The sequence below is a fragment of the Variovorax sp. YR266 genome, assembly GCF_900107295.1.
Taxonomy (GTDB): domain Bacteria; phylum Pseudomonadota; class Gammaproteobacteria; order Burkholderiales; family Burkholderiaceae_C; genus Variovorax.
In genome coordinates, this window is record NZ_FNPM01000006.1 from 398,576 (window position 1) to 418,807 (window position 20,232).

The 20,232-nt window shown below is 67.0% G+C and carries 19 protein-coding genes; 11 read left to right on the forward strand and 8 right to left on the reverse strand.

What is annotated here, in order from left to right; genetic code table 11:
* The first annotated feature begins 51 nt into the window (after positions 1-51).
* The 11 genes from pilQ (at position 52) to BLW48_RS18510 (ending at position 10,801) form a co-directional block, all read left to right on the forward strand.
* On the forward strand, positions 52-2,148 hold the full coding sequence (gene pilQ / locus BLW48_RS18460) for a type IV pilus secretin PilQ (RefSeq protein WP_093176773.1): 2,097 nt from the start codon (positions 52-54) through the stop codon (positions 2,146-2,148).
* A gap of 303 nt (positions 2,149-2,451) precedes the next feature.
* On the forward strand, positions 2,452-3,366 hold the full coding sequence (locus BLW48_RS18465; RefSeq protein ID WP_093078231.1) for a LysR family transcriptional regulator: 915 nt from the start codon (positions 2,452-2,454) through the stop codon (positions 3,364-3,366).
* Between the two features lie 145 nt (positions 3,367-3,511).
* Positions 3,512-3,928, forward strand: a complete 417-nt coding sequence (gene madL, locus BLW48_RS18470) for a malonate transporter subunit MadL (protein WP_093176774.1) — start codon at positions 3,512-3,514, stop codon at positions 3,926-3,928.
* A 5-nt stretch (positions 3,929-3,933) separates the two neighbouring features.
* Positions 3,934-4,698 (forward strand): malonate transporter subunit MadM, encoded by a 765-nt coding sequence (gene madM / locus BLW48_RS18475; protein ID WP_093059033.1) that lies wholly within the window; start codon positions 3,934-3,936, stop codon positions 4,696-4,698.
* A gap of 11 nt (positions 4,699-4,709) precedes the next feature.
* A complete protein-coding gene (gene mdcA, locus BLW48_RS18480) occupies positions 4,710-6,392 on the forward strand; it encodes a malonate decarboxylase subunit alpha (protein ID WP_093176776.1) in 1,683 nt (560 codons plus the stop codon).
* Positions 6,393-6,404: 12 nt separating this feature from the next.
* A complete protein-coding gene (gene mdcC / locus BLW48_RS18485; protein ID WP_371127418.1) occupies positions 6,405-6,734 on the forward strand; it encodes a malonate decarboxylase acyl carrier protein in 330 nt (109 codons plus the stop codon).
* Positions 6,731-7,627 carry a biotin-independent malonate decarboxylase subunit beta gene (locus BLW48_RS18490; RefSeq protein WP_093176777.1) on the forward strand — a complete coding sequence of 299 codons (897 nt, stop codon included), beginning with the start codon at positions 6,731-6,733 and terminating at the stop codon, positions 7,625-7,627. The genes mdcC and BLW48_RS18490 overlap by 4 nt, the downstream gene beginning before the upstream one ends.
* Positions 7,624-8,325 carry a biotin-independent malonate decarboxylase subunit gamma gene (locus BLW48_RS18495; protein WP_093176779.1) on the forward strand — a complete coding sequence of 234 codons (702 nt, stop codon included), beginning with the start codon at positions 7,624-7,626 and terminating at the stop codon, positions 8,323-8,325. Before BLW48_RS18490 ends, BLW48_RS18495 begins: the two co-directional genes overlap by 4 nt.
* Positions 8,326-8,334: 9 nt before the next feature.
* Positions 8,335-9,021: a malonate decarboxylase holo-[acyl-carrier-protein] synthase gene (mdcG, locus tag BLW48_RS18500; RefSeq protein WP_093176780.1), complete on the forward strand. Its 687-nt coding sequence runs from the start codon at positions 8,335-8,337 to the stop codon at positions 9,019-9,021.
* Positions 9,018-9,893, forward strand: coding sequence for a triphosphoribosyl-dephospho-CoA synthase MdcB (gene mdcB, locus BLW48_RS18505; protein ID WP_093176782.1), 876 nt, complete (start codon positions 9,018-9,020; stop codon positions 9,891-9,893). Before mdcG ends, mdcB begins: the two co-directional genes overlap by 4 nt.
* On the forward strand, positions 9,890-10,801 hold the full coding sequence (locus BLW48_RS18510; RefSeq protein ID WP_093176783.1) for an acyltransferase domain-containing protein: 912 nt from the start codon (positions 9,890-9,892) through the stop codon (positions 10,799-10,801). Before mdcB ends, BLW48_RS18510 begins: the two co-directional genes overlap by 4 nt.
* 1 nt (position 10,802) lies before the next feature.
* Here BLW48_RS18510 and BLW48_RS18515 read toward each other — a convergent pair whose 3' ends face one another.
* From BLW48_RS18515 to BLW48_RS18550, 8 genes are read right to left on the reverse strand one after another with little or no spacing between them, the layout of a single operon-like run.
* Positions 10,803-11,666 carry an isocitrate lyase/PEP mutase family protein gene (locus tag BLW48_RS18515; RefSeq protein WP_093176785.1) on the reverse strand — a complete coding sequence of 288 codons (864 nt, stop codon included), beginning with the start codon at positions 11,664-11,666 and terminating at the stop codon, positions 10,803-10,805.
* Positions 11,663-13,078 (reverse strand): FAD-dependent oxidoreductase, encoded by a 1,416-nt coding sequence (locus BLW48_RS18520; protein WP_093176786.1) that lies wholly within the window; start codon positions 13,076-13,078, stop codon positions 11,663-11,665. Before BLW48_RS18520 ends, BLW48_RS18515 begins: the two co-directional genes overlap by 4 nt.
* Positions 13,075-13,689, reverse strand: a complete 615-nt coding sequence (locus BLW48_RS18525; RefSeq protein ID WP_093176788.1) for a cysteine hydrolase family protein — start codon at positions 13,687-13,689, stop codon at positions 13,075-13,077. Before BLW48_RS18525 ends, BLW48_RS18520 begins: the two co-directional genes overlap by 4 nt.
* Entirely contained in the window at positions 13,686-15,740 is a 2,055-nt protein-coding gene (locus BLW48_RS18530; RefSeq protein WP_093176790.1) for a hydantoinase/oxoprolinase family protein, read from the reverse strand. Before BLW48_RS18530 ends, BLW48_RS18525 begins: the two co-directional genes overlap by 4 nt.
* Complete coding sequence (locus BLW48_RS18535; protein ID WP_093176791.1) at positions 15,737-17,449, reverse strand: hydantoinase B/oxoprolinase family protein; 1,713 nt, start codon at positions 17,447-17,449, stop codon at positions 15,737-15,739. Before BLW48_RS18535 ends, BLW48_RS18530 begins: the two co-directional genes overlap by 4 nt.
* Positions 17,442-17,963 (reverse strand): LeuD/DmdB family oxidoreductase small subunit, encoded by a 522-nt coding sequence (locus tag BLW48_RS18540; RefSeq protein ID WP_093176793.1) that lies wholly within the window; start codon positions 17,961-17,963, stop codon positions 17,442-17,444. The genes BLW48_RS18535 and BLW48_RS18540 overlap by 8 nt, the downstream gene beginning before the upstream one ends.
* Positions 17,960-19,246, reverse strand: a complete 1,287-nt coding sequence (locus BLW48_RS18545; protein WP_093176794.1) for a 3-isopropylmalate dehydratase large subunit — start codon at positions 19,244-19,246, stop codon at positions 17,960-17,962. The genes BLW48_RS18540 and BLW48_RS18545 overlap by 4 nt, the downstream gene beginning before the upstream one ends.
* Positions 19,243-20,199: a tripartite tricarboxylate transporter substrate binding protein gene (locus BLW48_RS18550; RefSeq protein ID WP_093176796.1), complete on the reverse strand. Its 957-nt coding sequence runs from the start codon at positions 20,197-20,199 to the stop codon at positions 19,243-19,245. Before BLW48_RS18550 ends, BLW48_RS18545 begins: the two co-directional genes overlap by 4 nt.
* Positions 20,200-20,232 lie beyond the last annotated feature (33 nt).

The window sequence follows — 20,232 nt, forward strand, 5'->3', positions numbered from 1 at the left end:
AGGTCCGCTGATCAACTTTTTCCCGATCGCTGCAGTAACAAAAGGCCCAACGTGAACGAACAACAATCTGCCATCGCGCGATGGCTGCGTACCGCATGTCTGCTGCTCTGCGTGTGGGGAGGCGCAGCAGCAGCCCAGGCGCAAAACGTGATCGAATCGGTCACGTCTTCGGTGCAATCCGGTGCAGAAGTCATCCGCATCGATTTTTCCCAGCCGCTTGCCACGGCGCCGACGGGTTTCACCATCCAGTCGCCTGCACGCATCGCCCTTGACTTTCCCGGCGTCACGAACGGCGTTGGCCGCGCGCCCATCGAAATCAACCAGGGCAATCTGCGCTCCGTCAACGTGGCGCAGGCCGGCGAACGCACGCGCCTGGTGCTGAATCTCAAACAGGCAACGACCTACACGACCCAGGTTCAGGGCCAATCGCTGCTCGTGTCACTCGGTCCTGTCGCCGGTGCGGCGCTCAACGCGCCCATGTCGTCCACCTTTGCGGAGAACCGCAGCAGGGACACCTTGCCGTTGCGTGACGTTGACTTCCGCCTGGGCTCGGACGGCGCCGGCCGCGTGATCGTCGATCTGGCCAATAGCCAGGTGGGCGTCGACATTCGGCAGCAAGGCAAGAACCTGGTCGTCGAATTCACCAAGTCCACGCTGCCCGAAGGTTTGCGCCGCCGCATGGACGTGGCGGATTTCGGCACCCCCGTCCAGTGGGTGACGGTGCAGCAATCGGATGATCGCGTGCGCATGACCATCGAGCCCAAGGGCGACTGGGAGCACAGCGCCTACCAGAGCGAGAACCGGTTCGTCGTGGAAGTGCGTCCGCGCAAGATCGATCCGACCAAGCTCACGCAGGGCGTGAGCTACAGCGGCGAGAAGCTCTCGCTGAACTTCCAGAACATCGATATCCGCTCGCTGCTGCAGGTGATCGCCGACTTCACGAACTTCAACATCGTGACCTCGGACTCGGTGAGCGGCGCACTGACGCTGCGGCTGAAGGACGTGCCCTGGGACCAGGCCCTGGACATCATCTTGCAGGCGAAGAACCTGGGCGTGCGCAAGAACGGCGGCGTGCTGTGGATCGCGCCCAAGGATGAAATCAATGCCAAGGAAAAGCTCGAATTCGAAGCGCAGGCCACCATACAGAGCCTGGAGCCGATTCGTACCCAGTCGTTTCAGCTGAACTACACCAAGGCCGCGACCCTCGTGCAAGGCCTGACGGGTAGCGGTAGCGGTGGGGGAGGCGGATCGGGTACGCCCACACGCATCCTGAGTCCGCGCGGCAGTGTGATCGCCGAGGCGCGCACCAACCAGCTCTTTGTCTCGGACATCCCCTCGCGGCTTCAGCAGGTCGCCGAGCTGATCCAGAAGCTCGATGTGCCGGTGCGACAGGTACTGATCGAGGCGCGCATCGTCGAGGCATCGGACACCTTCAGCAAATCGCTGGGCGTCAAGCTGGGTGGATCGTCCAAGGGCAGCAACAGTTCGATCGGCACCCAGGCGACGACGAGCAGCGACGGCACCGTGTCGTACTCGTCGACCTCCAGCAGCAACTTCGTCAACCTGCCGGCCAGCAGTTCCAGTGGCACTTCCACGGGAACCTTCGCGGTTTCGCTCTACAACTCCAGCATGTCGAAGATCCTGAATCTGGAAATATCCGCGCTGGAAGAAGACGGCAAGGGCAAGGTCGTGGCGAGCCCTCGGGTCGTCACGGCCGACCAAACCAAGGCCCTGATCGAACAGGGGACGGAACTTCCTTACCAGTCTGCCACGTCGAGCGGCGCGACCTCGGTCTCCTTCAGGAAGGCGAATCTCAGGCTCGAGGTCACACCGCAGATCACGCCAGAAGGAAACATCATCCTGACGCTGGATGTGAACAAGGATTCCGTCGGCCAGTCGACCACTGCGGGCTACGCCATCAACACGAAGCACGTTCAGACCGAAGTGCTCGTAGAAAACGGAGGGACTGTCGTGATCGGCGGGATCTTCGAACTGTCGGAAACGAACGACGAGTCACGGATACCGGTACTCGGCGAATTGCCCTATGTCGGAGTGCTGTTCCGATCACGCACCCGCGAGGTCAAGAAGAGCGAACTGCTGATCTTCATCACCCCGAAGATGATTACCGATCGGAATGCGGCCCGCTAGCCGCGATGCGATGTGGGTGCGAGAAATTCATGTCGGCAGTCACCTGGCCCTGTGCATCGATGCGTCCTGTACTTTGGTTCGGACGGCATGGCGCAAGCAAGCAGCGGTTCGATGAACATCCCGACCTCTCCAGCGTGAATGCCGGTCCTTCGAACGAACGCCCGGCGCGGCCATGCCATCAACTTTGCCTCAGGTGCGTACTCCGAGGGGGCCAGAAAGTTCACTGCACGCCCGCGTCCTTAGGGCGCCAGGCCGGCCGGGCGCACCAAAGGGCTAGGATGTGGACTGATCTGCGAGACCATCATGCACGCCCGTGTCGACGAAGAAATCACTTTCCGCAAGCTTGAGACGCTGATCGCGTTCATGGAAACCGGCAATCTTGCGCGCGCGGCCGAGCGGCTCGAGGTCAGCACGGTGAGCGTTCACCGTGCCTTGCACTCTCTGGAAGTCGGCGTGCGCTGCGCACTGTTTCGTCATGAGGGCCGCAATCTTCATCCCACCGAGGCCGCGCACGCGCTGGCCGAAGTGGCGCGTGAGGTGCTGCACACCATGTCCGCGGGCATCCGCTCCACGCGCGAGGTCGCCGGCTACTCGGCCGATCGCATCCGCATCGGGTCGCTCTACTCGCTGACCATCCGCACTGTGCCCGCGGTCCTCGTCCACATGAAGGTGCGCAAGCCCAGCCTTGAGACCGAGCTCGTACTCGGCTCCAACGCGGATCTGCTGCAGAAAATTCGCGACGGCGCCGTCGATGCGGCGCTGATGGCGGTCCCGGAAGAGGCTGGCGACATCGTTTCGGAGCCGCTGTTCGAAGACGACATCTACTTCGCGGCCCCTATGGGATCGCGCTTCGCCACACTCGATTGCGTCGATCTGAGCGAATGTTCCGACGAGAAATTCGTCAGCCTCAAGGAGGGGTTCGCTACCTACAACGGGTTCGTAGAGGCCTTTCGGGTGGCGAACTTCACTCCCAACGTGGTGATGAAGACCGGCGACATCTTCTCGCTGATGAACCTGGTCAGCGGCGGCATTGGCTACACGCTGCTGCCAGGGCGCGTGCGCGACCTGTTCTCGCAGAAGGTCCAACTGATTCCGCTGGCGCCCAAGTACCTGATGCGCCAGACCTTGGGAGTCAGCTTCCTGCGTACACGCGAGCGCGACCCGAACCTGCTTGCGCTGCTCGCAGTGTGCAGGAGCGCCAGAGCCGAACTGGCCTGAGCGCGCCATCGCATTGGCACCCTCGATCGTTTCGCTGAGAGTAACTGTCGTCGACTGCCGTTAATTGATTGCGGCCGGGCAAGCCGATACCGTACGTCTCCAGGAACAGCGCCCCTCGCGCGCCGTCACTCCGGAGACATAACCCATGATCATCTACGGCACCGCGCTGCTGGCCTTGTGCCATCTGCTGGGCATTTTTCTAGGCGACCTGCTGGGTCAGGCGCTGGGCGTAAAGACCAACGTCGGCGGCGTGGGCATCGCGATGCTGCTGCTCATCACGGCGCGCATCTACATGCACAGGAAGGGCATCCTGCCCAAGCTGACCGAACTGGGCGTGGAGTACTGGGGCGCCATGTACATCCCGGTGGTGGTCGCCATGGCGGCGCAGCAGGACATGGTTTCCGCGTTGCGCGGTGGACCTGTCGCACTACTTTCGGCGCTGGCGGCCGTTGCCGTCTGCGCGGTGGTGATCTCGCTGATCAATCGCATGGAGCATCCGGTCGCCAGCTCGCTGGCCGAGCCGGTGCGCAACGACAACCCTCTTCTCAACGAGGCGGAATGAGCGCCATGCTTGAAATCCTCGAAAAAGCGGCCTTGCAGAACGGCCTGGTCAGCGCCTTCATGGTCGTGGGGCTGATCGTGCTGCTTTCCGGCCAGATCTCGCGCCGCCTGACCTTCGGGCGCGTGCACGGATCGGCCATCGCCATCGTGATCGGACTCATCCTCGCCTATTGGGGCGGCACCCGGACCGGGGGCCACAAAGGCCTGGCCGATATGTCGCTGTTTGGAGGAATCGGCCTGATGGGCGGGGCCATGCTGCGCGATTTCGCGATTGTTGCCACGGCCTTTGAAGTGCAGGTGACCGAAGCTCGCCAGGCGGGGCTCATCGGAGTGATCTCGCTGTTGCTCGGGACGCTGCTGCCTTTTGTAGTGGGCGCGGCGATCGCCTGGAGCTTCGGCTACTCCGACGCGGTCAGCATGACAACGATCGGCGCCGGGGCCGTCACCTACATCGTGGGGCCCGTCACGGGGGCGGCCATCGGTGCCAGCCCCGACGTGATGGCGCTGAGCATCGCGACCGGCCTGGTCAAGGCCATCCTCGTGATGGTCGGCACCCCGATGGCCGCACGCTTCCTGCGCCTGAAGACGCCGCGCTCGGCGATGGTCTTCGGCGGTCTTGCCGGCACTGTGAGCGGCGTGTCGGCCGGCCTCGCGGCCACCGATCGCAAGCTGGTGCCCTACGGTGCGCTGGTCGCTACTTTCCATACCGGACTGGGCTGCCTCCTGGGCCCGTCCGTGCTGTTTTTTGCCGTCAAGGCGGTGATGGGTTGAGGAATGGACGAATGGATCGCATGAACTGGAACACCAGGACCGAAAACCGCGCGGGCCGGTTGGCCCGCGCAGCGCAGGCGCTTGGCACGCAGCGCCAGGACAAGCTGGTGGCCACCGAAGCGATCGGCACGCTGCTGGAGGCCGTGCTGGAACCGGGCGACCGGGTCTGCCTGGAAGGCAACAACCAGAAGCAGGCCGACTTTCTGGCCCGAGCGCTGGTGCAGGTCGACACGGCGCGGGTGCACGGCCTGCACATGGTGCAGTCGGTACTCGCGCTGCCCGAACACCTGGACTTGTTCGAAAACGGCGTGGCGAGCCGGCTGGACTTCAGCTTCTCGGGGCCGCAGGGCGCGCGCCTGGCGAAGCTGGTGTCGGCCGGGCGCATCGAGATCGGCGCGATCCACACCTACCTGGAGCTTTTCGCGCGCTACTTCGTCGACCTCACGCCACGCGTGGCGTTGGTGGCGGCCCATGCCGCGGACGCGGAGGGCAACCTCTACACCGGCCCCAACACCGAGGACACTCCCGCCATTGTCGAAGCCACCGCTTTTTCCGGCGGCATCGTGATCGCGCAGGTCAACGAACTGGTGGATGGCCACACCACCACGCTGCCGCGCATCGACATACCGGCGGACTGGGTGAGCTTCGTGGTGAAAGCGCCGCGCCCCAATTTCATCGAGCCCTTGTTCACGCGCGACCCGGCGCAGATCAGCGAGATTCAGGTGCTGATGGCCATGATGGCGATCAAGGGCATCTACGCCGAATACGGCGTGCAGCGCCTGAACCACGGCATCGGCTTCGACACGGCCGCGATCGAACTGCTGCTGCCGACCTATGCCGAGTCGCTCGGCCTCAAGGGCAAGATCTGCAAGCACTGGGCGCTCAATCCGCATCCCGCGCTGATTCCGGCGATCGAGGCAGGCTGGGTCGAATCGGTGCATTCCTTCGGCTCCGAGCTGGGCATGGAGGACTACATCCGCGCGCGCTCCGACGTGTTCTTCACCGGCCCGGACGGGTCGCTGCGCAGCAACCGCGCGTTCTGCCAGGCCGCAGGGCACTACGCCTGCGACCTCTTCATCGGGTCGACGCTGCAGATCGACCTCGACGGCAACAGCTCGACCGCCACGCTGGGACGCATTGCGGGCTTCGGCGGTGCGCCCAACATGGGCGCCGACGCGCGCGGTCGCCGCCACACGAGCCCGGCCTGGCTCAAGGCGGGCCAGGAAGCGCGCGCGGGCCGCGGCGGCGCGGCCGGCACGCCGCGTGGCCAGAAGCTGGTGGTGCAGATGGTCGAAACCTTCCGCGAGCACATGCAGCCCGCCTTCGTCGACCGGCTGGACGCATGGCAGTTGGCGGAACAGTCGGGCATGGAACTGCCGCCGATCATGATCTACGGCGACGACGTGAGCCACATCCTTACCGAGGAAGGCATCGCCAACCTGCTGCTGTGCCGCAACGATGCAGAGCGCGAGCAGGCGATCCGAGGCGTAGCGGGCTACACGGCGGTCGGGCTGGGGCGCGACAAGCGCGCAGTGGAGAACCTGCGCGACCGCGGCGTGATTCACCGGCCGGAGGATCTGGGCATCGACCCGCGCGACGCCACGCGCAACCTTCTGGCCGCACGCAGCATGCGCGACATCGTGCGCGCCTCGGGTGGGCTGTACCAGCCGCCCCAACGATTCAGGAACTGGTAGGAAACAACCATCATGAGCATTCCAGCAGGACTCGAAATTCTGGACTTTTCCTTCCCCGGGCAGCGCATCGCGGACACCTTTGCGCCAGTCCTGGTCGGCGTGGTCGGCTCGGGCAACCTCGAGGTGATGCTCGAGAGCGCTGCCGGCGATGACTGCACCGTGCGCATCGAGACCTCGGCGCGCGGCTTCGAACCCATCTGGCGGGCCGTGCTGGCGGACTTCCACGAGCGGCATCCGCTCGGCGGCATCCGCATCTCGATCAATGACATGGGCGCCACCCCCGCAGTGGTGGGCCTGCGGCTCGGCCAGGCCGTGGCCGAACTGCCGGGAGCATCGTCATGAGCCTCAGCTATGCCGAATGCACGGCGCGTGAGCGCCTGGCCCTTCTGCTGGATGCGGGCAGCTTCCACGAGTGGCTGCCGCCGTCCGAGCGGCTGACCAGCCCGCACCTTGCCCAACTGGGTGTGCCCTGTGCTTTCGACGATGGCGTTGCGATCGGCCGCGCCGCATTGGCCGGTCGCACGGTCTTCGTTGCCGCGCAGGAGGGCGCCTTCATGGGCGGCGGCGTTGGCGAGGTGCATGGCGCCAAGCTCGTGGGCCTGCTGCAGCGCGCACTGCGCGATCGGCCAACGGCGGTGCTGCTGCTGGCCGAGTCCGGTGGAGTGCGGCTGCACGAAGCCAATGCCGGCCTGATTGCAGTGTCGGAGGTGATGCGTTCGGTGCTCGACGTGCGTGCGGCGGGCATCCCTGTGATCACGCTGATCGGCGGCGCGAACGGCTGCTTCGGTGGCATGGGCATCGTCGCGCGCTGCACCGACTACATCGTGATGAGCGACAGCGGCCGGCTGGCCATGTCCGGCCCCGAGGTGATCGAGGCTTCCTTCGGTGTGGAGGAGTTCGATTCGCGCGACCGCGCCCTGGTGTGGCGTACCACCGGCGGCAAACACCGTTGGCTGACAGGCGATTGCGACGAGCTCGTCGAAGACGATGTGCAGGCCTTCCGCGAGGCGGCTATCTGCGCGCTCTCGGCCGCGAAGCCGGTCACGTCGGCATTGCTGGAGACCGAACACGCGCTGCTGAGTGCGCGCTTGCGCGATATGCCGCCACCCAGCGATGACCTGGACGACGCAATGGCGCTCTGGCAGCGCCTGGGCGTGGCCGATGCGCAGCGCATTCCCGACATTGACGTGGCCGCCATGCATGCCTTGCGCGTGGCCACGGAGGCACAAAGATGAAATGGAACACGTTGGTCACGCAACTTTTCGGCCCTTTCCACGGCATGCGTGAGGTCGGCGATTTTCTCCAGGGGGAGGTCTTGTTCGAGGGCGAGTTGCTCACGGTCATCGGGACAACGAATCATGCTTCGATCGGCGTTCGGCTCGCGTTGGCGCAAGCCCGCGTGGTGCTTGACACGATCTCGCAGCATCCGGGTCGACCGATCCTGCTGCTCATCGATACCCAGGGCCAGCAGCTGCGCCGACGCGACGAATTGCTCGGTATTAATCGCGCCATGGCACACCTCGGTATGTGCATCGACCTTGCGCGGCGGAATGGGCATCGAGTGATTGGACTGGTGTACGACCAGGCGTTGTCGGGCGGCTTCATCACCTCGGGACTGATCGCCGATGCCTGCGATGCGCTGCCTGAGGCGGAAATCCGTGTCATGCGCATCCCTGCGATGGCACGCGTGACCAAGTTGCCGGAGGCCATGCTCACTGAGCTTTCCGAATCGAATCCTGTGTTTGCGCCCGGTGTCGGCAACTACGTGGCCATGGGCGGAGTGCGCGCCCTCTGGGAGGGCAATCTGCAGGAGGCATTGCGTGCTGCGTTGTCCGAAGCGACAGGCGAGGACCGACGTGCCAGGGATGGCGCCTTGCGCGGCGGCCGCAAGCTCGCCGCCGACGTGGCGCAACGTGTGCTCGATGCTGCGTGAGGTGTTGGCATGAAGCTGCTGCGCCGCCATCGGCTCGCTCACCTGTCCGCCCAGGGCTGGACGCAAGTGCTGGCCCGCCCATGGGACAGCGAGGGCAAGGCGTGCATCGCGCACTGGGCAGAGCGAGGCCTTCCGCTCGTCGTGACACGCCAGCACGAGCTTGCGACCGCTCACGAGGAAACTGTCTTGCTCGGCCTTCCCGCGCCAACTCAATGGGGCCGCCGCCGGCTCGGCTTGCAGGTGCCGCGTTCGGCCATCCTGTGCTTCGGTGAATTTCCGCGCGCAAACGAGGTGCTGCATTTGCTGCCGCGCGATGCGCGCGCGGCCTGGCACAGGTTGGCGACAGCGTTCGAAATGGAGCGCGTGCAGGTGCGCGCCTACGGCAGCTATGGTTGGCAACAACTCACGGGCTTGCGGTACGTGCACCCGGGATCCGATCTGGACTTGTGGATTGCAGTCGACGATGCACGCCACGCGGACTTCATGGCTGCCTGTCTGCAGGCCCAGGCACCCGGGCGGTTGCGGCTTGATGGCGAACTTGTCTTTCGCGACGGCAGCGCGGTCAATTGGCGCGAGTGGAGCGCCTGGCGGGCCGGACATTCGCGCAGCGTGCTGGTGAAGCACGTGTGCGGTGCCCGCCTGGAGACAAGCGCCTTCGTGCCCGAAGACAGTCAAGAGATGGGTCTTGCGGCATGAGCACTGCGTTACCTCTCGCCCTCATCTCGACAGCATTCTCTTCGCCGCCTTCATCGCACGCAATCGGCTGCGCGGCAACGCTGGCGCTGTACGACGAACTGGCGTTGGCACCGAAGCCAGGACTGGTGTCCTTCGTCGACAACGGCAGTCATGACGACATGGACGCACACACCTTCATGCGAAGCCTCATGGCGCTGCGGCACTACTTCGTGCAGATCGCCGAGTTGGGCGAGGCGCATGCACCCTTCAACGCACTGGAAGCTTGTGGAATTGCCGCGGAGGCACGGATGTTGGAGGCGACGGGTGGCGTGAACACACACCGTGGCGCCGTCTTTACCTTGGGCCTGCTCTGTGCCGCCGCCGGCGCGGCGCGGCGCGACGGCGAGCCGGCGCGGCCAGCCACATTGCGGACTGCATTGCGTCGGCATTGGGGCGATGCGTTGCAGGCCCGCAGCCACCGCATTTCCACTTTGCCAGGCGGCATCGCTGCCCGCCGCCATGGATTGCGAAGCGCATCGCAAGAGGCCGCGCTTGGATTCCCGGTGTTGTTCGACACAGCCGTTCCGACACTTTTTCGTTCAGTGCGGCGCGGTCTGAGCCCGGAGCAGGCGCGTGTCGATACATTGTTCGCCGTCATGGCTGTACTGGACGACAGCAACCTGGCGCACCGTGGCGGAATTCAGGGCCTGCGCAACGCACAGCAGGCAGCGCGCGATTTTCTTGCGAAGGGCGGTGCAGCGGGGCAGGGGGGCATGGAAGCCGCACACGCGGTTCACCGTGACTTCGTCGCGCTCCGTCTGTCGCCTGGTGGCGCTGCAGATACCCTGGCCGCAGCGTGCTGGATGCAGCGCATCTGCGGCGTGGCGGAATGAGCTACGCCATCGTCTTTTCGGGCCAGGGCATGCAGCACCCCGACATGCTGCCTTGGCTGGCGAATGATGAAACGGTGCACGCCATGCACCAGTTGCTCGGCATCGACGACTGGAGAGCATGCGTAAAAGATCCCGTCTGGGCAGGGTGCAATGCGAATGCCCAGGTTCTGCTGACAGGCCTGGCGTTGGCTGCGTGGGCCCAGCTTGCCCCATGTCTTCCAGCGCCAGCGGCGGCGGCTGGCTACAGTGTTGGCGAACTGGCGGCGTTCTCGGTCGCTGGCGTTTTCGATGCGAACACGGCCCTTGAGTTGGCGCATCGCCGCGCAGCGCTGATGGACTGTGCTGGTGAGTCGAATTCCACAGGCCTGATGGGTGTCAGCGGGGTGACCGAATCGCTGCTTGGACGGCTGTGCGAGGAATTCGATCTGGCCGTCGCCATAAGAAACGGCATCGACAGCGTTGTGCTCGGGGGCCTGCAAGTCGTGCTGCCGCTCGCAGTCGAAGCGGCGCAACGCCAGGGCGCGCACGCCTTGCTTCTCAACGTGCAGGTGGCATCCCATACGCGGTGGATGGCTGCGGCGGCGCAGGGCTTTGCTGCGCACATTGCGCCGCTGGCGTTTCGTGCTGCCGGAATTCCTCTCTTCAGCGATGCGGCGGGCCGCGTTGCCGAGCCGCCTCAACTCAAGCACGCGTTGGCCAGGCAGATCGATCACGCAGTGCGGTGGGACGAATGCATGGAAAGCATCGCCGGGCGACGAGTGGCATGCGTGATCGAGATTGGTCCAGGGCGGGCACTGGCGCGCATGTGGAACGGCCGGTACGCCGATACGCCAGCACGCTCCGTAGACGAGTTTCGTAGCGTGGAAGCCATTGCGCGCTACGTTCAGAAATGCATGACAGCGGCTTAGCTCATTCGTACTTCTGCCCGTTGCGTATCAAATCTGGTGTACCGACCACTTCGTTGAGTTCATCGAAGTCCAGCATCTGCGAGCGCCACGGCTGCGTGGTGCGGTGCTGGTGCAGGCTCGCGTAGTAGCCCTGCAGCGTGTGCACCACCGCGCGCGCCGTGCCGCCCGGAAAGATCGCGATGCGAAAGCCGTGCTTCTGCAGCGCGTCCGCGTCCTGGATCGGCGTCTTGCCGCCTTCGACCATGTTGGCCAGGAGCGGCACGCGGTCGCCGAAGCGCCGGCAGGCCGCGTCCATTTGCTCGGGCGAGCGCAGCGCCTCGATGAAGAGCGCGTCCACGCCGCAGGCGAGGTAGGCCTCGGCGCGGTCGAGCGCGGCCTCCAGGCCTTCGACCGCCACCGCATCGGTGCGCGCGAGGATCAGCGTGTCGCTCGAGGTGCGCGCGTCCAGCGCGGCCTTGAGCTTGCCGACCATCTCGCGCTCGGGCACCACGGCCTTGCCGTCGAGGTGGCCGCAGCGCTTGGGAAAGGTCTGGTCTTCGATCTGCACCATCGCCGCGCCCGCGCGCTCGAAGCCGCGCACGGTGCGCTGGGTGTTGAGTGCGTTGCCGAAGCCGGTGTCGGCATCGACGATCACCGGCAGGCTCACGCGCTCGGTGATGCGGGCCAGGGTGTCGGCCACCTCGGTGTAGGTAGTGAGGCCGACGTCGGAGCGGCCCAGGCGCGTGTAGGCGATGGAGGCGCCCGAGAGGTAGAGCGCCTCGAAACCGGCCCGCTCGGCCACGAGGGCGCTGAGCGCGTCGTACACGCCGGGCGCAAGCACGATGTCGTGGCGTGCGAGCCGGGTCTTGAAGGAAGGGTTCGTCATGGAGACGCTTTCGTCGAATGGATCAATGCAGCGGCGGTGCGCGCCGCGATGTAGCCTCCGGCCACCGCGCTCAGCAGGCCGTTGCCGGAGAGATAACCCCACACCTCATCGCCAGAAACACCGCCCGCCGCGCCACCGGCGGCGAACAGGTTGGCGAAGGGCGTGCCGTCGTGCCGCAGCACGCGCATGTCGGGCGCGGTGTCGAGGCCGCCCTGGGTGTGGAACAGCGCGCCCGTGACCTTCACAGCGAAGTACGGCGCTTCGAGCGCGCGTGCGAACACGCGGCCATCGGGCGGTGGCGTCCTGGCGCGCATGGAGTCGAACGTGCCTTGCAGCACGGAAGACTCGCAGCCGATGCAATCCGCCAGCGCAGCCACCGATTCGCAGCGGCGCAACGCGCCCGCCGCTTCAGCCTCGCAGAAGTCGGGGAAGCCCCGCGCCAGTGCGAGCAGCGGCGTGTCGAACACGTTCCAGGCAATGCCGCCCGGTTGTGCGAGCACCTGTACCGCGGCCTCCGAGTAGCCCAGCGTCTCGTCGTGAAAGCGCCGGCCTTCGCAGTTGAGCTGTACGCCGCCTTCCATCATCATGGCCCACGACATCAGGGCCCCTTGCGGCGTGACCCACGAGCCATGGCCCTGGTAGCCGCCGAGGTCGCGCAGACGTGCACCCAGCGATTGGCCCCACAGGATCGCGCTGCCGTCGTTGCCGGCGTGACCGCCGAAGGTGGCTTCGGCCATCTCGGGCAGCAGCGTGCGGACCATGTTCGCATTGCCGCCGAAGCCATTGCACGCGAGCAGCAGCGCATCGCAGGCCAGTGTTTCGCGGCTGCCATCGGGGCGCAAGCAGTCGACGCCGATCACGCGGTCTTCGGCATCGAGCACCAGCGTGTCGACCAACGCTTGCGTCAGCACGGGAATGCCCGCCGCCTCGACGGCCGCTTGCAAGGCCGCCATCAGCGACGCACCGGTTTTCTGCGGCAGCGAATGCATGCGATGTACGCTGTGACCCGGATAGAGAAAGCCGTCGAGCAGTATCCACTGCAGGCCGTGCCGTTCCTGCAGCGCATCGAGTGCCGGACCGATGGACGCCGCATAGGCCTCGACCAGCGCAGGCGCGGCGTGGCCATGGGCCTTGGCCTGGATGTCGGCAGCGAAGCGCCCGGCGCTGTCGTCATGCACGCCATGCGCTCGCTGCGCGCGAGTGCCGGGCGCGGGGATGAAGCCGGAGGACAGCGCGGTCGATCCGCTCGGCAGCGCGTCGCGCTCCAGCACCACAGAGGCCACACCCGCATCGCTCAGCATCAGTGCGGTCGTGAGCCCGCAGGCACCGCCGCCGACGATGGCCACCGGCACGTGCACTTCGGCCTCGACCTGCGCGGCGCGACGGATGTGGCGTGAAGGCTTTGTCGTCATGCGAGCGATGCGATGAAGGCCGCGCAGTCCGTCACCTCGGCCACGTTGCGCATGTCGGCCAACGAGGTCTGGTGGCGTTCTTCGCCGAAGGCCGCGCACCCATCGGACAGCACCAGCGTGCGGTAGTCGCGCATGTGCGCATCGCGCACGGTGCTCGCGACGCCGCCATTGGTGACGATGCCGCAGACCGCCACCGTGTCGATACCGGCGTGGCGCAGCACCCAGTCGAGCTGTGTGTTGAAGAAGGCCGAGTACGCGACCTTGCTCACCGTCACGTCGACCAGCCCGGTCAACGCGTCGACGTTCGCCTGGCCCCAGCTGCCGGGCGCGAAGTCGCCCTTTTTCAGATAGGGGCGCAGCGCCTTGAGGTGCGGCGACACCATCGGCTCGCCGGCCGCATCTGGCCACAGCGTGAACTGGCTTGCGGCCACGAGGCCACCCGCCGCCTTGAGCGCGCGCGCCACCTCGGCCACGCGCGCCGGCAGCAGCAGCGCCGGCGGATTGGTGTCGCCGCCGCGCGCATAGGCACCGTTGGCATCGAGAAAGTCGTTCTGCAGGTCGATGACGACCAGCGCGGTCTTCGCTGCAACGGATGTCTTGCCTGTGCTCATGACAGCCTCACCAGAAGGTTGCCGTGCGCGTCGACCTCGGCGTGGAATCCGGGCTCGAGCCACACGGTGGTGTCGGCCTGTTCGAGGATTGCAGGGCCTTCGATGCGCGCAGCCACTGGCAGTTCGAGCCGCGCGTAGCGCACGGCCGCATGCCACTGGCCGTGGTGGAACACGCGCTGCGTGCCCAGCGGCACGATGCTGCCTCGCCCTTCGGGTGCCAGCACCTTCAGGTCGAACTTCGGTCGCACGCCGATGCGTGCATAGCGCAGGTTCATCACGCGGATCGGGATGCCTTCGAGCACCCGGCCGAATGCGGCGGTGTAGCTGGCCTCGAATGCGGCGCGGATCGATGCGGCCGTGATCGGCGCCTTGCCCGCGTCGGCGAGCACCACAGGCAGCGTGTGCGTCTGGCCCGCGTAGAGCATGTCGAGTGCGATGACCTCGCGCACCTCGTCGAAGCGCACGCCCGATGAATCCAGGCGCTGCTGGCAGCTCGCGGCCAGTTCGTCGATGCGGCGCTGCAGGTCACCCACATCGAGCTCGGTCAAAGGCTTGTTGAGGGTCTGCACCGCGTCGTGGCGCATGTCGGCGATCACGCAGCCGAGGGCCGAGGTCACGCCGGGATAGCGCGGCACGATGCCGGTCGCGACGCCCACCTCGCGCATCATCGCGCACACATGCAGCGCACCGCCACCGCCGAAAGGCATGTAGGCAAAGCGACGCGGGTCGTGGCCGCGTTCGATGGACACGAGGCGGATCGCGCCCGCCATGCGCGCATTGGCCACGGTGAGGATGGCTTCCGCGGCCGCATGCACGTCCAGGCCGAGTGGCCGGGCGACGTGCTCCTCGATCGCCTGGCGCGACTTCTGCGCATCCAGCGCCGCGAGCAGTCCTCCACCCAGCGGGCGATCGGCGGCGATGCGGCCCAGCAGCACGTTCGCATCGGTCACCGTCGGGCGCATGTTGCCTCGCCCGTAGCAGGCCGGCCCCGGCACGCTGCCGGCCGACTCGGGGCCGACCTGCAGCATGCCGCTCGCATCCACCGAGGCGATGGAACCGCCGCCGGCGCCGATGGTCTCGATCTGGATCATCGGCGAGCGGATCACCATGCCAAACTCGATCGCGGTCTGCGCGGCCAATGCGGCTTCGCCGTTCGCCACCAGCGACACGTCGAACGAGGTGCCGCCCATGTCGCCGGTGATCGCGTTCGGAAAGCCCGCCGCGCGCGCAATGGCCGCGCAGGCGATCACGCCGGCCGCCGGGCCTGACAGCGCCGTGCGCACCGGCAGGTCGCTCGCGGTCTGCCGCGACATCACGCCGCCGTTGCTCTGCACCACCAGCAGCTCGCCGGCAAAGCCCTGGCCGCGCAGGTCGGATTCGAGCCGCTCGAGGTAGCCGCCCACCACGGGCTGCAGTGCGGCGTTGAGCGTGGCGGTCGAGCAGCGCTCGAACTCGCGGATCTCGGGCAGCACTTCGCTGGCCGAGGTGACGTGCGGGTTGGGCCAGAGCGCGCGCACCGCCTCGACGGCCAGGCGCTCGTTCTCGGGGTTCGCATAGGTGTTGATGAAGAACACGCACACGGCCTCGCAGCCGGCTTCGAGCAGCGAGCGGGCTTCGGCGCGCACCTGGTCCAGATCGACTGCGGTGTGCAGCGTGCCGTCGGCGAGCACGCGCTCGTCGACTTCGCGGCGCAGGTCGCGCGGCACCACCGGTGTGAAGCTGCCACGCAGGCCCCAGGTCTCGGGCCGGTCGCGGCGGCGCATCTCCAGCACGTCGCGAAAACCGCGCGTGGTGATGATGCCGGTGCGCGCCACCTTGCGTTCGAGCAGCGCGTTGGTGCCCACCGTGGTGCCGTGCACGATGGTGGCGATGGCCGCGGCCGAGTCGGCCACGCGCGCCACGCCGTTCATGAAGCCGCGCGCTTCTTCGCCGCGCGTGGAGGGCACCTTGACGATGCGCGCCGTGCCGTTCGCTTCGTCGAGCACGAAGAGGTCGGTGAAGGTGCCGCCGACATCGACGCCGACGACAAGGGATTTACCAGTGGAAGTCATTCGGACGCCTTCTTCTTGCTGCCGCCGGTGGGGCTGCCGGTTGTCACATAGCCCATCGCGCTGTCGGCCTCGCGCTGCTGCGCAGGCCGCTCGGCGGCGCTGCCCCAGCCGCCGCCGCCGGGCGTTTCGAGCCGCACGCGCTCGCCGCGCGTGAGCTGGATGCCGCGCATCTTCGACACCATCGGCGGCGTGTGCCACTCGCCCGCGTTCTCGTAGCTGAACTTGTTGACCGCGCCTTCGCCGCCGCCCGCGATGCCCTTGGGCGGCGAGGTGCCGCGCTCGCCGAAGACGAACACTTCGGCGTCTTTTTCCAGCAGCTCGATTTCGTAGACGGCGCCGAGGCCGCCGCGATGCCGGCCGTCGCCGCCCGAATCGGCGCGCAGCGACCATTCGGTGAAGCGCACCGGGTAGGCGGCTTCGAGAATTTCGAGCGGCGGAATCGTCGCGGTCGAGATCGGCGCATTGCCGTGCGAGAGCCCATCGCCGCCCGAGTGGCCGCCATGGCCGCCGCCGAAGAAGCTGAACATCACCCAGCGCTGGCCTTCGCGACCCTTGTCGCTGCGGTGGCCCGCGATCGACAGCGCATTGATCGTGCCGTAGGCCTGCGCCACCGCGCGCGTCGGGTCGGCCTGCGCCGCCGCGCTGAAGATCACGTCGATCATGCGCAAGATGGTTTCGGTGTAGCCGCCGACCGGACGCGGGCGCTCGCAGCTGATCACGAGCTTGTCGGGAATGTTGAAGTCCACCGCATCGAGCACGCCGGCATTGGCGGGTACATCGGGGAACAGGTGCTTGAGCGCGACGTAGCAGGCGGCCACCGCCGTGGCGCGCGAGATGTTCACAGGCCCCGCGCATTGCGGCGAGGTGCGCGAGAAGTCGAGCAGCAGCCGGTCGCCGGCCACCGTCATGTCGAGCGCGATGGTCAGCGGCTCGTTCACGATGCCGTCGTTGTCGAGCACGTCCTCGAAGCTGTAGCGGCCATCGGGCAGCGAGGCGATGTGCGAGCGCATCAGGCGCAACGCGCGGCTACGCAGCTCGCCGAGGGCGTTGAGCACCAGGTCGTCGCCATACTCGTCGAGCAAACCGTTCAGCCGCTTCCCGCCGAGCTCCAGCGCGGCGAGCTGTCCGTTCAGGTCGCCCCAGAGGCTGTCGGGCAGCCGCGTGTTGGCCTGCAGGATCGCGAGTACGTCCGCATCGAGCACGCCGCCCCGCACGATGCGCACTGGCGGAATCTGCACGGCCTCCTGCCAGCACTCGGTGGCGGCCGGGTTGTAGTTGCCGGGCACCGCGCCGCCCACGTCGTGCCAGTGCGCAGCCGAGGCCATGTAGCAGTAGAGCTTGCCGTTGCGAAAGAACGGCTTCACCAGCTTGAAGTCGTTGGCGTGCGTGCCGCCGTCGTAGGCGTCGTTGCTGATCCAGATGTCGCCGTCCTTCATGCCGCCGCGCGGCTCGGCTGCCTTGGCGGTGGCGCGCACCGCGAAGGCCATGGCGCCGACGAACACCGGCAGGCCCGACTTGCCCTGCACCAGCGTGTCGCCGCTCGCTGCGTCGTAGAGGCCGTGGCAGGCGTCGTGCGCCTCGGCAATGATGGGATTGAAGGCGCTGCGATAGAGCGTGGCGTCCATCTCGTCGGCCACCTGCTCGAGACGGCCGCGCAGGACGGCGAGCGTGACGGGGTCGAGGGTTGCGGCGGAAAAAGGATCATGCATCGGGGGCTTTCTTGAAGGCGGAGGGGCCAGAGCGCTGGCGCAACTGGTTCATCAATCCGCCGGCGCGGACCATGTCCATGAGGAATCCGGGCACCGGCTCGCAGGCCAGGCGCTTGCGGCCGGGTGCGACGATCTCGGGAACCGTGGTGTCGAAGGCGATCTGCTCGCCTTCGCTCAAGGTCTCGGCCTCGGCGCAGGTCAGCAGCAGCAGGCCCACGTTGAAGGCATTGCGGAAATACAGGCCGCTGTACGAGGGCGCGATGACCGCCGTCACGCCCAGGTGCACCAGCACGGCGGCGGCCTGCTCGCGCGAGGAGCCGATGCCGAAGTTGGGCCCGGCCACCAGCACGTCGCCGCGCTGCACGCCGGCGGCGAAGTCGGGGCGGATGGCTTCGAGGCAGTGCTTCGCGATGATGTCGATGCCGTGCTTCATGGCATGGCCCGGCGCGAGCAGGTCGGTGTCGATGTCGGCGCCCAGGCGCCAGACGCGGTGCGTCGCTTTGGTTGCGCTCATGCAAGCACCTCGCGCGGATCGGTCACGCAGCCGCGTAATGCGGCCGCCGCCACCGTGTAGGGCGAGCCCAGGTAGACCTGTGCAGTCGGCGAGCCCATGCGGCCCTTGAAGTTGCGCGCCGTGGTCGAGATGACGGTGATGTCGTCGCCCATCGGGTCGCCGTAGCCCGAGCAAGCGCCGCAGGCCGTCGGGAAAAGTTCGCCGCCGGCATCCATCAGCACCTGCAGCACGCCTTCCTCGCGCGCCTGCTCCTGGTCGCGCAGGCTGGCGGGCGCCACGATGAGACGGATACCGCTCGCCACCTTGTGGCCGCGCAGCACCTGCGCGGCGGCGCGAAGGTCGTCCAGCTTGGCGCCGGTGCAGGCGCCGATGTAGGCCACGTCGACGCGCGTGCCCACGTACCGGCTCACGCCGTGGGCGTTGGCCGGGCTGTGCGGTGCGGCGATGTACGGTTCGAGCGTGGATGCATCGAAGCGGTGGTCCGTGAGCGCGGCATCGTCGTCGGTGAACCAGGGCGCCATGTCCACTGGCGGTGCGCCGGCATCGGCCAGGAATTGCGCCGTGGTCGCATCGGGCGCGATCAATCCGGCCTGCGCGCCGAGTTCGGCGCTCATGTTGGAGAGCGTCATGCGCTCCTGCATCGACAGCGCAGCGACCGCCGGCCCGGCGAACTCGACCGCCTGGTAGCGCCCGCCGTTCATGCCGAAGCGGCCGATCATGTGCAGCATCATGTCCTTGGCGGTCACGCCCGCGGGCAGCGCGCCGTCCCACCACATGCGGATGGTCTCGGGCACGCGCAGCCAGATCTCGCCGGTGACCATCACGCCCAGCATCTCGGTGCTGCCGATGCCGAACATGTAGGCGCCGAAAGCGCCGCCCGTGGGCGAGTGCGAGTCGCCCCCCACGCACAGCATGCCGGGTCGGATGTGGCCGTGCTGCGGCACCACCACGTGGCAGATGCCCTGGCTGTCGTACACGTGCGGCAGCTTCTGGTCGCGCGCCCAGTCGCGTGCGATGCGCACGATGCGGCGCGAATCGTCGTCGCGCTCGGGCACGTAATGGTCCATGACGAGCACCACGCGCGAGCGGTCCCAGATCTGCGCGCCGAGCTCTTCCAGCATCGGCTGCAGCCGGCGCGGGCCTGAGGAGTCGTGGAACATCGCCATCTCGACGCCGCAGGTCACGATCTCGCCCACGGACACCCGCTCGCGTCCGCTCGCGCGTGCGATGAGCTTCTGCGCCAGGGTCAGGGCTGGCGCGCGGGTTGGAGCCATCGATGTCATTCCGGCTTGGCTCCCGAGAACTTGACGACCTCGGCCCAGCGCACGATCTCGCTCTGCACGAAGGCCGAGAACTGTTCGGACGAGTTGCCGACCGGAATCGCGCCCTCGGTATCGAGGCGCTGGCGCATGTCGGCCTGCTGCAGTGCATGGCGCGCCGCGTCGCCGATCTGCCTGACGCGGTCGGCAGGCATGCGGGCCGGGCCGAAGAGGCCGAACCATGCGCTCGATTCGTAGCCGGGCAGCGCCTCGGCAATCGCCGGCACATTCGGAAAGGCCGGCAGCCGTTTCGCCGTGGTCACGCCCAGCGCCTTGAGCTTGCCGGCCTGGATGTGCGCCTTGACGTTGCCCACGGCCGCGAACATCAGCTGCACCTGGCCGGCGAGCACGTCCTGCACGGCGGGCGCGGTGCCCTTGTAGGGGATGTTCACGATGTTCACGCCCGATTGCATCTTGAAAGCCTCGCCCGCCATGTGCAGCGACGAGCCCACCGCGCCGATCGCGAAGTTGAGCTGGCCCGGCTTTGCCTTGGCGAGCGCGATGAGTTCACGCACGTCCTTCGCAGGCACCGACGGGTGCGCGACGAGGATCGAGGGCGAGGTCGCCACGCAGGTGAGCGCGGTGAAGTCCTTCACCGGGTCGAAGGGCAGCGTCGGGTAGAGCGTGGCGTTGATCGCGTGGCTGGTGAAGCTCATCAGCAGTGTGTTGCCGTCGGGCGCAGCCTTGGCCACCGCATCGGCGGCGATGTTGCCGCCCGCGCCCGGCCGGTTCTCGACGATGACCGTGCGGCCGAGTGCCAGGCCCATGCTGACGGCGAGCGAGCGTGCCAGCGTGTCGGTCGAGCCGCCCGCGGGCGCGCCGACGAGGATGCGCACCGGCGCATTGCCGATCTGTGCAAAGGCATTGCCGGCCCATGCCGCGGCCAGCGACGAGAGGAGGATGTCGCGTCTTTTCATGTGTTGTGTCTCCAGGGAGATGGGGTACTTTTT